15 protein-coding genes are annotated in these 12,869 nt (G+C 40.3%); 10 read left to right on the top strand and 5 right to left on the bottom strand.

Annotated elements, in window-relative coordinates; all coding sequences use genetic code 11:
- Positions 1-8: 8 nt before the first annotated feature.
- The 7 genes from VB691_RS04735 to VB691_RS04705 all read left to right on the top strand — a co-directional run bounded on the left by VB691_RS04735 (position 9) and on the right by VB691_RS04705 (position 5,694).
- Complete coding sequence (locus VB691_RS04735) at positions 9-3,977, top strand: NB-ARC domain-containing protein (protein ID WP_323290317.1); 3,969 nt, start codon at positions 9-11, stop codon at positions 3,975-3,977.
- A 122-nt stretch (positions 3,978-4,099) separates the two neighbouring features.
- Positions 4,100-4,420, top strand: coding sequence for a DUF4258 domain-containing protein (locus tag VB691_RS04730; protein WP_323290316.1), 321 nt, complete (start codon positions 4,100-4,102; stop codon positions 4,418-4,420).
- A complete protein-coding gene (locus VB691_RS04725; RefSeq protein WP_323290315.1) occupies positions 4,408-4,629 on the top strand; it encodes a DUF2283 domain-containing protein in 222 nt (73 codons plus the stop codon). Before VB691_RS04730 ends, VB691_RS04725 begins: the two co-directional genes overlap by 13 nt.
- A gap of 19 nt (positions 4,630-4,648) precedes the next feature.
- On the top strand, positions 4,649-4,843 hold the full coding sequence (locus VB691_RS04720; RefSeq protein WP_002776391.1) for a type II toxin-antitoxin system HicB family antitoxin: 195 nt from the start codon (positions 4,649-4,651) through the stop codon (positions 4,841-4,843).
- A gap of 2 nt (positions 4,844-4,845) precedes the next feature.
- Complete coding sequence (locus tag VB691_RS04715; RefSeq protein ID WP_323290314.1) at positions 4,846-5,058, top strand: type II toxin-antitoxin system HicA family toxin; 213 nt, start codon at positions 4,846-4,848, stop codon at positions 5,056-5,058.
- Positions 5,059-5,228: 170 nt separating this feature from the next.
- Positions 5,229-5,477 carry a type II toxin-antitoxin system Phd/YefM family antitoxin gene (locus tag VB691_RS04710; RefSeq protein WP_323290313.1) on the top strand — a complete coding sequence of 83 codons (249 nt, stop codon included), beginning with the start codon at positions 5,229-5,231 and terminating at the stop codon, positions 5,475-5,477.
- Positions 5,470-5,694, top strand: a complete 225-nt coding sequence (locus VB691_RS04705) for a type II toxin-antitoxin system RelE/ParE family toxin (protein WP_323290312.1) — start codon at positions 5,470-5,472, stop codon at positions 5,692-5,694. The genes VB691_RS04710 and VB691_RS04705 overlap by 8 nt, the downstream gene beginning before the upstream one ends.
- 221 nt (positions 5,695-5,915) lie before the next feature.
- Here VB691_RS04705 and VB691_RS04700 read toward each other — a convergent pair whose 3' ends face one another.
- Positions 5,916-6,701 (bottom strand): Uma2 family endonuclease, encoded by a 786-nt coding sequence (locus VB691_RS04700; RefSeq protein ID WP_416244724.1) that lies wholly within the window; start codon positions 6,699-6,701, stop codon positions 5,916-5,918.
- A 61-nt stretch (positions 6,702-6,762) separates the two neighbouring features.
- Here VB691_RS04700 and VB691_RS04695 point away from each other — a divergent pair, with 61 nt between their 5' ends.
- The 3 genes from VB691_RS04695 (at position 6,763) to VB691_RS04685 (ending at position 9,886) form a co-directional block, all read left to right on the top strand.
- A complete protein-coding gene (locus tag VB691_RS04695; protein ID WP_323290310.1) occupies positions 6,763-7,989 on the top strand; it encodes an ABC transporter substrate-binding protein in 1,227 nt (408 codons plus the stop codon).
- Positions 7,990-8,012: 23 nt separating this feature from the next.
- Complete coding sequence (locus VB691_RS04690) at positions 8,013-9,335, top strand: mechanosensitive ion channel family protein (protein WP_323290430.1); 1,323 nt, start codon at positions 8,013-8,015, stop codon at positions 9,333-9,335.
- Between the two features lie 200 nt (positions 9,336-9,535).
- On the top strand, positions 9,536-9,886 hold the full coding sequence (locus VB691_RS04685; protein ID WP_323290309.1) for a hypothetical protein: 351 nt from the start codon (positions 9,536-9,538) through the stop codon (positions 9,884-9,886).
- 6 nt (positions 9,887-9,892) lie between these two features.
- Here the strand turns inward: VB691_RS04685 and VB691_RS04680 are convergent, their stop codons facing one another.
- The 4 genes from VB691_RS04680 to VB691_RS04665 form a co-directional block, all read right to left on the bottom strand.
- Positions 9,893-10,663 carry an RNA-binding protein gene (locus VB691_RS04680; RefSeq protein WP_323290308.1) on the bottom strand — a complete coding sequence of 257 codons (771 nt, stop codon included), beginning with the start codon at positions 10,661-10,663 and terminating at the stop codon, positions 9,893-9,895.
- A 16-nt stretch (positions 10,664-10,679) separates the two neighbouring features.
- The gene (locus VB691_RS04675) at positions 10,680-11,492 is read right to left on the bottom strand and encodes a DUF2092 domain-containing protein (RefSeq protein WP_323290307.1); all 813 of its coding nucleotides are present in this window, start codon (positions 11,490-11,492) and stop codon (positions 10,680-10,682) included.
- 220 nt (positions 11,493-11,712) lie between these two features.
- Complete coding sequence (locus tag VB691_RS04670; protein ID WP_323290306.1) at positions 11,713-12,174, bottom strand: ASCH domain-containing protein; 462 nt, start codon at positions 12,172-12,174, stop codon at positions 11,713-11,715.
- 9 nt (positions 12,175-12,183) lie between these two features.
- Positions 12,184-12,738 (bottom strand): GNAT family N-acetyltransferase, encoded by a 555-nt coding sequence (locus tag VB691_RS04665; protein WP_323290305.1) that lies wholly within the window; start codon positions 12,736-12,738, stop codon positions 12,184-12,186.
- Positions 12,739-12,869: the final 131 nt, after the last annotated feature.

Below are 12,869 nucleotides of genomic sequence, written 5' to 3'. Positions count from 1 at the left end.
TTTATCAAATGCCCAAATTTCAACCCTCCCACGCTGTAGAAGTCATTGCCCCTAAATATGGCAGTGCTTATCGAATTGGGGGGCGTTTATTGTTGACTTGTAGGCATTTATTTGATGATAATAATGATTGTAAAGTAAGATTTAGATCATCATCAAACTATTCTGATAAGCAAGATATAGAGGCTAAGGTTATTTGGAAAGCCCCAGATAATATAGATATTGCTTTAATAGAATTACCTGAAACTGTCGAAATTTGTAATTCTGTAAGTTTTGGTCAGTTACCTGATGCTAATACCACAAAAAAAGTTAAGTTTGACTTTTTAGGTTTCCCTCAATTTTTACGATATGCTGAAGATAATAAAAAATACGCCACAGGGTTACATATTGAAGGAATTATTGATGTAGCTAATCGTGCGCCTCATAATCGTTTACTATTAAATATTAAAGATAATATAGACATCCAACCCACAGATAAACAATTAGAAAATTTAGGAGAAAATCAATCACCTTGGGAGGGAACATCGGGGTCTGCAATTGTTTGTAATGGGTTAGTAATTGGGGTACAATCAAGACATCCTATTAGAGATCGTCCGGCATCTTTAGAGGCTGAATCTTTGGCAAGGGTTTATGATAATAAAGATTGGTGTGAATTATTAGAAAAACATGACATTGATCCTGAACCTAAACCCGTTATTTCAGTTAGTTTTAACACTCGTTCCTATCGAAATCAAGCCCCTCCTAAACCTAGTTATTTTGTGGAACGTCCAGAGGTTAGTATTAAATTAAAGGAACTTTTATTATCAGCAGAAACGGCTAAAACAGGAACCTTAGTTATTAGTGCGATTTATGGATTAGGAGGGATTGGTAAATCAACTTTAGCGGCGGCTTTGGCACAGGAGAAAGACGTTCAAGCTTATTTTCCTGATGGGATTTTCTGGGCAACATTGGGGCAACAACCAGATATTTTATCCTTTCTTCATAGTTGGATTCAAGCTTTAGGGGATTATGATTTTAAGCCAACGGGGATTGATGCGGCATCGTTACAATTAAGAACTTTATTAGCAGATAAAAAAGCCTTATTAGTGGTAGATGATCTGTGGAATGCGGAGGATGTTGAACCATTTCGAGTGGCGGGGGCTGGCTGTAAATTGTTGGTAACGACAAGAGAAGCCCCCGTAATAGGAGCAATTCGTTATGATTTGGACATTATGACGGAAACACAATCTTTAGCGTTATTAACGGGTTATTTAAAGCATGAATTAACTTTAGAAGACCAGAAACAAGCTAAAAAATTAGCCAAAATTGTCGGTTATTTACCTTTAGCATTAGAGTTAACGGCGGCACAAATTGAAGATGATATTCCTTGGGCTGAATTAATCGAAGATTTACAAACAGAAATTGCTAACTTAGAAATTTTAGATCGCTTAGAAGCTGAAGATATTAGTAATCAAGAAAAACGAAAACATTATAGTTTAATTGCCTCTTTTAATCTCAGTTTAAAACGGTTATCGTCCCAAAGGTTGCAACAGTTTATTTGGTTAGGAGTTTTACCGGATGATGTGACAATTACGGAAAAGATGGCAACGACTTTATGGGATTGTCGGTTAACGGAAGCGAAGAAAACTCTCAGATATTTACGCGGTAAGGCTTTATTATTAACGGGGGTTTCCAGTGAACAAATTACTAATTATCGTGTCCATGACCTCTTACATGATTTAGCCCGTAATCTTTTACGAGCCTCTCCTTATCCTGAAACAGATTATCAATTATCGGGCTTAGGTTTATCGATTTCTGAGGCGCATGGGCAACTTTTAACTCGGTATCAAAGACAGACTGAAAATGGTTTATGGCATAGTTTAGAGGATGATGGCTACATTTATAATCAATTGATTTGGCATTTAGAAAAGGCGGAAAAGATAGCAGAGATTCATCAATTGCTGAGGGAAGAAACGGCAGAAGGAGACAATGGTTGGTATAGCAAATGTGAGAAAGAAGCGAAAACGGCGACTTTTATTAAGGATGTTTCTAGGGCTTGGCAACTGGCGGAAGCTGATTTTGCGAATAATCCCAGTCAGTCTATGGGATTACAGGTGCGTTATGGGTTGATAACCACTTCTCTGAATAGTTTGGCGGGGAATATTCCACCAGAATTGATTGCTTTACTGATTCAGAATGAAATCTGGACACCTGCCCAGGGATTGGCTTATGTGAGGCAGAGTCAAGATGATGAGAAGCAAGCCAAAGGATTAAAGGCAATTACTCCCTATCTTACCCCTGCTTTGTTACCCGAAGCCTTAGAAGTTGCCAGAGCCATTGGGGATGAAGACTACCGTGCAGAGGCATTGACAGGGTTAGCTCCCTATTTACCGGAAAGTTTTTTACCCGAAGCCTTAGAAGTTACCAGAGGAATTCGGGATGAACACCACCGTGCAGAGGCATTGACGGGGTTAGCTCTCCATTCACCTGAAGCTCTCTTATCCGAAGCCTTAGAAGTTGCCAGAGCTATTAGGCATGAACGCCTTCGTGCTGCAAAATTGACGAGCTTATTGAGGAGCTTAGCCCCCCATTTACCTGAAGCTCTCTTACCCGAAGCCTTAGCAGTTGCTAGAACTATTGGGGATGAATCCAAGCGTGCAAAGGCATTGACCGGGTTAGCCCCCTATTTACCCGAAATCTTACCCGAAGCCTTAGCTACTGCTAGAGAGATTGAGATTGAATCCCACCGTCAAGAGGCATTGACTAGGTTAGCCCCCTATTTACCTGAAGATCTCTTGCCCGAAGCCTTAGAAATTGCCAGAGCTATTGGGTTTTCCTACGGTGCAAAGGCATTGACAGGGTTAGCCCCCTATTTACCCGAAATCTTACCCGAAGCCTTAGAAATTGCCAGAGCTATTTGGGATGGACACTCTTGTGAAAGGGCATTGACGGGGTTAGCCCCCCATTTGCCTAAAAGTGAAGCTTTAGAAATTGCCAGAGGAATTAAGAATGGATACCTCCGTGCAGAGGCATTGACCGGATTAGTGTCCTATTTCCCTGATATGTTACCCGAAATCTTAGAAATTACCAGAGCCATTGAGGATGAATCCGACCGTGCAAGGGCATTGACCGGGTTAGCGCCCTATTTCCCTGATGTGTTACCCGAAGCCTTAGAAATTGCCAGAGGGATTGAGTCTGAATACCACCGTGAAGAGGCATTGACCGAATTAGCGCCCTATTTCCCTGATGTGTTACCCGAAGCCTTGGAAGTTGCCAGAGCCATTGGGGGTGAAAAGGGTGAATACCACCGTGCATCGGCATTGACAGGGTTAGCTCCCCATTTATCAGAAAGTTTGTTACTCGAAGCCTTAGAAGTTGCCAGAGCCATTGGGCATGAAAACCCCCGTGCAAGGGCATTGATAGGGTTAGCTCCCCATCTACCAGAAAGTTTGTTACGCGAAGAGTTAGAAGTTGCCAGAGCCATTGGGCATGGATGGTTAAGCATAAATGTATTTGCCGCGTTAGCCCCCCATTTACCAGAAAGTGAAGCTTTAGAAGTTATCAGGGCCATTAGTAGTGAATACTACCGTGCAGAGGCATTGACAGGGTTAGCTCCCTATTTATCCGAATATCTCTTAAGTGAAGCCTTAGCCGTTGCCAGAGCTATTAGAGATGAATTCCACCGTGCAAAGGCATTGACAGGGTTAGCTCCCTATTTCCCTGATGTGTTACCGTTACCCGAAGCCTTAGCAGTTGCCAGAGCCTTTGGAAGTGAAAACCAGCGTGCAGAGACATTACAAGCCTTGACCGCTAGATTAACCCCTGCCAATGTGGATTTATCTTTCTGGCAAGATGTCCTTCCTGCTTTGGGGAGTCTCACTCGTCCTCATTTCCTCGAAACTATTCCCAACTTAGTCCCTTTAATCCTTCATTTTGGTGGGGTTGAAGCTTTAAGAGAAGTCCATCAAGGGATTAGGGAGGTGAGTCGCTGGTGGAGGTGATTCCCGTTCCATGAATTAGCATCCGCCTTACTCAAGTGAAACCGCAATCGCGGAAATCCGATAAAATAGTGAAACCAGCCTACAACTCGCTTTGAGCAAAAACTATTAGGAGATGCAGAAACATGACTGATAATAATCTGCTCTTCGATGTTTTAACACCTCTTAATTGTACCATTCGTGTCAGTGTTGCCTATTGGCAAATCATTACTCAGATAAAACACCCCATAATGAAAGGACAAGAAAAATTAGTCCAAGAAACCCTAAGTCAACCTGATGAAATTCGACGTAGCCGCAGTGATCCTGATGTGTATTTATTCTACAAATTTCAACGAGAAAAACGTTGGATCTGTGCCATTATTCGTAAACTCAATGGGGACGGTTTCCTGATTACAACTTATCCCACTGATGCAATTAAAGAAGGAGAAATTTTATGGCAGAAGTAAATGTTTATTACGATCCGATGGGTAATACCCTCACCGTTTGGTTTGGCGATCGCCATACAGAATATCTCTGTGAAGAAACAGGAGACGAAGTTATCTTAATGAAAAATAAGCAGGGTGAAGTTATCGGTTTTGAAAAACTTAATTACACAATTGCTGAAAACACCAACCTTAAAATTTCCCTAGAAACCGCGATCGCCATCGAAAGTTAAAATTACGGAGTAACTATTTATGCGCTATCAAGTTCGACTCAAACAAAGCGAAGAAGGTTATGCGATTTGGTGTCCTAGTTTACCCGGATGCTGGTCCCAGGGAGACACGGAAGCAGAAGCCATTGAAAATATCAAAGAAGCGATACAAGACTATTTAGAGACAATTGAAGAGTTAAATAAAGATGCTGAAGTGCGTTATGTGGAAGTAGGGTAATTATGCCAAAATTGCCGGGAATTAATCATCTACGCGCTGTTAATGCCTTTGAAAAAGCAGGATTCCGCATCACTAGACAGAGGAAACATATCACCATGACAAATGGAGAACGAACTATCACCATTCCACGAGCAAATCCGATTAATGCTTATACAATGGCAGGGATTGTTAAAGAAGCAGGTTTAACTATCCAAGAATTCTTAGAATTGCTCTAAAACTATTCCCAACTTAGTCCCTTTAATCCTTCATTTTGGTGGGGTTGAAGCCCTAAGAGAAGTCCATCAAGGGATTAGGGAGGTGAGTCGCTGGTGGCGGTGATTCTCATCCCACTAATTGCTATAATGGCTAATATGGTTATAATGGCTAGTTTCTAGAAGAATTATTTATGAAAACATTAGGAGCATCAGAAGCAAAAAATCGCTTTGGCGAACTGTTAGACTTAGCTCGAAGAGAACCAGTAAAGATAGCAAAGAAGGGACGCAATGTGGCAGTAGTGCTGTCAATCGAGGAATTTGAGAGATTTTCTGAGTTAGAAAATCAACTTTTGGCTTTACAGGCAGAAAAAGCTCATCAAGAAGGTTTTATCGGAATAACAGAAAGTGAGGCTTTACTGTCAGAAATTTTAAATGCTTAAGATTAATCTATCTCGACAAGCAACTAAACGCTTAAAAAAACTGCCTGATAAACACGCTAAACAAGTAGCTACAAAAATAACCGAACTGAGAACAGATCCTTATCCCCAAGATTCTATAAAGTTAAAAGGATACTCTTATCATAGAGCCGATATTTGTGAATTCGGCAATATTATTATTGCTAAAATCAAGAAAAATAACTTATTTTTGAACACTTAATTATACAATTGCTGAAAACACCAACCTTAAAATTTCTCTAGAAACCGCGATCGCAGAAATCCGTTCACCAATGAATAATGGATAATGAATAATGAATAATTACCGAGAACCTAAAGATGAGTAGTTTAAATGCACAACAGCTTAGCGCGAGGGAGGTTTTTAACCAAATTAAACAATTATTAATTATCAATTATTAATTATTCATTGATAAAGTTGATAAGTCAAACTGGGTCAATTCCAGCCTCTCGTAGTCGATTTTCTAAGGCTTCTAAACGTTTTAAAGCTGCTTCCTTTGCTTCTCGTTCTTGAATAGCCTGTTGTTGCGCTTGAATAGCCTGTTGTTGTGCTAATTCCTTCGCTTCTTGTTCCTTTTGAACCCGTTCCGTTCCCCATAAAAGTAAATTTCCCTCTTGATCCCACCATCGCAACCAGTTACCCTCTCTATTTTCCCGTTTTCCTGCCCAAACCCCTAAAAATAAGCCAATTTCCTCAATCCAATAACGGTTATTCTCATCAGGACTTTGTAACTCATACCCCTTACTATCATGCAAACGATGAACCTCTAGAGTGCCACTGTTAGGTTCAAAGATGATATAGTTGGGAACTTGGAGAATTTGCTCATAAAAAAACCATTTACCAGGAGGAAACGTGCGCTTACTCGAATATTCTCCCCCTTCCGTATCCGAGAGAAATTCCATGACAATCATCGGAATTTCCCCTTGACGGTGAGGGGTGTAGCTTCTCATAATTGCTTCTCTAGCTACGGAAATTTGCCTTATATAAGCCCAATCAGGAGCTTTTATGACAAATTTGCCATTAAGAGTGGCACAAATGCCGTAGTTTGTAGTTGTGAGACAATTTGGGGGAAGTTTTTGCCCTAATTCCAAGCTTTCTGTTAAAGCCGCAGCTAAGGAGGGTTGATTAATATTATCCACAGGTTCATCATCTAAAATGAAGTCTTCGGGTAGTAATTCCCAGGTAATCGTGTCAGAAGATGTTACCAGCATAAAGCCCATGATGATGACAGATACCTCCTCAGTATAGCTAAAGTTAAGTAATTAAAACGTTATGCAGAAATTGATTACCTATCGCCTATTAACCTTTATTTGTTGCCTAATCTTACTATCCGCTTGTAATACCATTGAGCAGCAATCTATTCTCCAAGGAAGACTGTTAATTTGGCATCCCTTTCAAGGAGAAAATGGGATAATTTTTCAGAATCTTCTAGATGATTTTCAACAATTATACCCAGAGGTTCAACTACTTAGCGAATACATTCCCCAAACTAAACTATCTCAACAGTTTATCCAAAAATCAAGAGCAGGTTTAGGGGCAACTGTATTGATTGATTTTGCTCAACAAATTCCTAATATGACCAAAGCAGGAAGTATTCAACCTCTTACCGAAAAAAACCTAGATTTATCAAAATTTTTGCCTTCAATGGTGACACAAATTAGTTATCAGGGCAAAATTTATGGCATTCCTCTAGTTTCCCAGGTTCGTGCGCTGTGTTATAACCAAGCTAAGCTTAAACCACTTCCTAGCACTGAGGATCAAACCCTAACTCAACCTCCTTTTGGCTTAGAAGGGCTTCTAATACGAGCCAGAAAAGGCTATTCTGTTGGTATGGTTTCCAGTTTTGAGGATACTTTTTGGGGTTTGGGCATTTTTGGGGGAAAATTCTTTGATGCTGATGGTTTAATAAAACCTGAATTAGAAGGATGGGAAAAGTGGCTAAAATGGCTCAAAAAAGCAGAAACACAGCCTAATTTTATTTTGATTCGCAATCGAGATCTTCTACATGATGCTTTTGCTCAAGGTAAGTTAACTTACTATGTTTGTAATTCTAATGAAATCGGGGATTTAAAAACAACTTTAAAAGATGACTTACAGGTTATTCCTTTGCCTGGAGAACCCAATAATCCTGCGACTCCATTACTTTATACTAAAGTAATGATGGTTAATCGTAGTGCTAGTATTAATGAAACTGAATTGGCCTTACAATTGGCACAATTTATGACTAACCCTGAACAACAATTAAAAGCAATTACACAGTCTTTAACCTTTATTCCCACTAACCATAAGGTCAGTATTAATCAACAATTATTACCCATTGAAGCAATGTTACATCAGCAGTCTAAAACAGCGATTACCATTCCTACTGATTCTGTAGAAAATATTATGGAAATCTTTGAACAAGGAGATATTTTGTATGAGAAAGCTATCGCTGGAGATCTCACCCCATCTCAAGCTGTTAAGGAACTTAACTACATAATTAAAACAAAATTAAATTAGCAAGAAAGGAAGTAAAGATGTCTATTGGAGAACGTTTACCCTCCCCACAGGAAATAATGGGCAGACAACTGCTTTTTTTTGAACGTTCTGATGTTCAAAATCAATTTTTTGCTATCCTATCCTGTGTAATAATTAGTTGGTTAATTTCTCGCCAATTATGGAGTTATTTAAGAACCAAGTTTCCTCAAGCAACAGATTTTAATTGGACTGATAAAAGACTTCCTTTTAAACAATATTTAGCGGCACTTTTGTCTAATCTTGATTTTCCTATTATTAGTTTGGGTTTACTTAATATAATTAAAACATTTTTTGTAATTCAAGATTGGAAAGAAGGACTTTTATTAGTTTCTATTCGCTTGATGTGGGTTTACTTTGTTTACCAATTTTGTTTGGTTTCTCTCTATGCAGTTTTCCCTTTAAATATCGTCAGACAATTTCACCGTCGTCTATTTTTTCCTTTATTAATTCTTTTTATTTTAGGAACAATTATTAGTCTTTATAATGATTTCTCCCAACTTGCTCAAGTCTCTCTATTTAATTTATTTAATACGCCCATTTCTTTGAAAATAATTTTTACTCTCATTGCTGGACTTTATTTTTGGGTTGTTATTATTACCCTAATGGAAAATTCATTACTTGATTTTGTTCGCTCTAAACCTCAATTAGATTTGGGTTCAGCCTCCGCTAGTTTATTATTAGCTCGCTATTTTCTTATTACATTAGGGATTGTTTTGATTTTAGGTTATATTGGGGTTAATGGGACAGCGATCGCTGCTGTTACTGGGGGTCTATCTGTTGGCATTGGGTTTGGTTTACAGCAGGTTGTTAGTAATTTTGTTAGTGGCATTTTATTGTTATTTGAAGGGGTATTAAAACCAGGAGATATTATTAGTGTTGGGGGACAAACCAGCGAAGTTAAAAGTCTGGGAATTCGAGCAACAACTGTCCGAATGTTAGGAGATAACTCTGAAAAAATTATTCCCAATCAGACATTTTTTACTACTGATGTAACCACTTATACAGGGAGTGATCGCCTAGTTAATTGTTCCATAAAAATTGGCGTTGGTTATGATTCTAAGACAACAGAAGTTATGAGTCTTTTAGTAAAAATTGCCCAGGAAAATCCCAAGGTACTCAAAGAGCCTTTACCTTCGGCTTTTTTGATTGATTTTGGAGATTCAAGTTTAAATTTTGAACTTAAATTTTGGCTCAATGATATCAATCTGAGAAAACGAGTTATTAGTGATCTCAGTTGTGAAATTTTAGACAAATTTGCTCACCATAATATTGAAATTCCTTTCCCCCAAAGGGATATTAATATTCGCAATACAAGTGATACACAGTAGAGGCAATTCATAAATTGCCTCTACACCGAATGATTTTTATTTTTAAAATTCTGAAGTTTTAATTGATAATTCAGTTAACTATTAATAAATTTTCATTAAGTTTTTGGCAATGGGAGAAGTTGAGATCATATAATAAAAACATATAATAGTGTTCACCGTTGAAATACAACTACTTTCAATTGCTTTAAAGTAAAAAAACAATGAATAACAAAATTGCTGTCACTTTAATGGGTCTTCTCGCATTCTCTCTAATTATTTCAAGTTTTCATCTAATACCTTCTCCAACGTTAGCCCAGATGGGGGATAATGATTCAGAAGAGTTTGTTGAGCAAGGCAACCAAGAAATGGAGCAAGAAGTTGAAACCTTAGAAAATGAACAATCTCAAGAACTAACGGAACAACAAAAAGAAGAAAAATTAGAGCAAGAGCTTAACATTCAAGAGAGAAATCCTCAATCTCCTGAAATAGAAGATGTTCCCGCCCCAGGGGTAGGAGATAATGTCCCAACCCCACCACCTTTAGGGGAAGCAGAAATTAAGATTCCCGAATGATTTTGCTTAGGGGGCAGGTACTACACGATAGTAGACTCCGTTTGCACCGTAGGAAGGGCTGAACCAGGTTCCATTACAATCATAAAAGCTTGTACTACCAGAAGGGGTGTAGACACATCCAGTCGGCAGAGTCGGATAAATCGCGCCCATAGCATAGGAACTACCCGCAGCAACCCCGGCCGCGTAAGCGTTTGCGCTGGCTGCATTACTATTGGCTTCACCCGCCGCTACTCCAACCGCAGCACCTACTGCCGCAGCACCGGCCGCAGCCCAACCCCCGCAATTATAGCAACCCGATCCGTAGGTGTTCACGACAGCAGGTGGGTGATAGGTTGAGTAGGCTCCACCATAATAAGTGTTTACCCCCCCATGAACCGTTGTTCCATAGGCTCCAGTACCACTCCAGGAACCGCCGCCACCTGATGCTGTGCCGCCGCGATAGCCAGTACCACTCCAGGAACCGCCGCCACCGGATGCGGAGCCACCTCGGAAACCTGTACCACTCCAAGAACCATCGCCCCCTGATGCGGAGCCACCTCGGAAACCAGTACCACTCCAAGAACCGCCGCCACCGGATGCGGAGCCACCACGGAAACCTGTACCACTCCAGGAACCATCGCCACCTGATACGCTACCACCTCGGTACCCTGTATGACTCCAGGAACCTCCGCCTCCGCCCCCATGAAACCAGGCTGAAGCGGGTTGAACATAAAAGGCAGTGAATAAAAGGCTTGCAGAAGCAATAATTACGCTTTTTGTCATATTTAAAGTTTTCATGATCTTATTCTCCTAACTAGGGCTTATCTGTCGGACTGGGGGAAGGTTTAGGTTCAGGACGGGCAAAGGGAATAGACGACGCTCCCTGAGTCTTAGACGGTGTAAAAGTATCAGCCGCGATCGCCGGATTAAGTTTCCAGTCTTTAAACTCTACCTGATGGCGCAGTCTTGAGGGATCATCTCGATAAACAGCGCGAATCATACGGGGCAGTTTATCATCCGCACCGATCCAAACCTGAGCAAATATCTTGTCGTTAACCAGTCCTATCATGTCGGTTTTTGTTCCCCCAATCACCTGAGATTGCCCGATGAAGAACGCCATTTTTAACCCCTCGGCAATGTCTTTATAGGGATTTTCGACCACCACATCAGTAAAAGGGAAGTAAATGGCTGCGGAGTCGTAGGCCATCTTTAAGGCTGCATCAATACTAGAAGGGGCTTCAGAAGTAGCGACGAGATTCTCTGCTGGCGAGTAGGCGGTTATAGTCTTACCGTTGTAATAGAATTCGTTGGCTGGGCCATCCCCTGGGGTAATTACCCGTAATTTGTTCGGGCGTTCCAGGGTAACTTCTGAGATGGTTGTGTAAACTAGGGGCGGGCCAATGAGACTGGGACTTTCGTAAGTGGTAATGGATGTAAAGCTCATTGAACGGGCGGCGGCCAATGTCTCACTCATGGTCTTGAGGAGTTTGAGTGCCTGGGGTTCCAGCATCTGATCAGCACTAGGCGCGGTTTCTGGTTTGGTTTGTGCCGTCGTCTGTTGTGAGATTCCCCATAAGAGCAAGCCGGCCAAGAATAACGGGACACTTTTTTTAACAGCAATCATCATCTAAGATAGCAATTGTTTTAAGTGGTGGATAATGTATAGAAAGATAAACTTTTAACTGTGTGATAGAAGGAATTAATCTTAATAACTCTAAAATAGCACAACAGAATGTAACTGAGTGACCTAATTTGCAGCAATTATCATTTTGAAACCAGTTTTCCCCATTTTAGTAATAGAATTAAAAATATTTGTTGCATTAAAACTACTTAAGTTGCTTACAGTGTCAATACACAACGCGAAACCACTCACAAACTAAAAGCATCTCAGGGGTTGGCTGCTTACCAATATCAGGCAATACTCGCGAGAAGTACTTCCAATGTTCTTTCCTCCAGGATTCCAGGGAACGGTCATCCTCGCCCTCTTCATAGGCGAACTGTGTATCTATTTCACTAAATGCTCGGATAGCGACTGCTATTGTTTCAATAATGCAAAGCGGGTTTTTATTCCCATTTAGGACAATTGTTTTTGCTCCCACTTTAGGGATGTCACTTCCCTCTGCTTCCCATTCCCATAAAGCTGAACAAGTTGCAGTTTTAACTCCCTTTAGAATTAAGTTTCCGAGTTCATCTGCCAAAGCGGAAGAATCACCAAATTGACACGCCTCATAACTCTCAGAACTAGATGAAATATTCGGAATCTCTGCTATATATGACTGCCAATATTGTTCTAATTGATCATTATTCATCGGATTTTTTTAAGAGACTAACCAGTCTTTTCTGACTAATTCAAAAGTTTGCTCAATACATAATTCACTCTTGAATTCTACCTCATCTGATCGCACTAGGTTCATTCCCAACCGCGTAAGCAGATTAACTGATGGTTCATTTCGCATATCAGTTATACCAACGATCTTGTCGATATTTCCAAGATCAAACAGTGAATTAATCAGAGCTTGAACGGCTTCTTGTGCATATCCTTTCCCTTGATCTTCATGACCCAAAGTAAAGCCAATTTCCACGATTGTTGAATTTTCTGCATAAATCTGCATCCCGATGTCACCAAGGAGCAAGTTAGATTGCTTGTGTGCGATCGCAATTTGAAACCATTTGCCTGGTATGCCAATCTCTGCTGTACGCATTTCACTAATAAAGGATTGCGCTTCATTGTAGGAGAGCATCGACCAACCTTGGAACCGTGCAATTTGAGGGTCATGGCGGTAGGCAAGAAATCGAGCAAGATCACAATGAGCAAATCTCCTAAGAGTCAATCTTTGAGTGATCTGGGGCAGAAAACTAACTGGAAACGGCATTACTTTACAAAATCCTCAGTATCAGCACTCACCATTTATCCCACTTTGAATACCGCCGTTGTATTTAAGGCTTTTTTAGATGTCTAATTAAGTTTTAATCAGAGCATAGAACTTATTCTAACATATTTACG

Origin of the sequence: Crocosphaera sp. XPORK-15E (assembly GCF_034931425.1) — a bacterium.
In the GTDB taxonomy this organism is placed as follows: Bacteria; Cyanobacteriota; Cyanobacteriia; order Cyanobacteriales; family Microcystaceae; genus UHCC-0190.
Note: the sequence above shows the minus strand (reverse complement) of the source record. Positions and strands in the feature narration are given on the sequence as shown.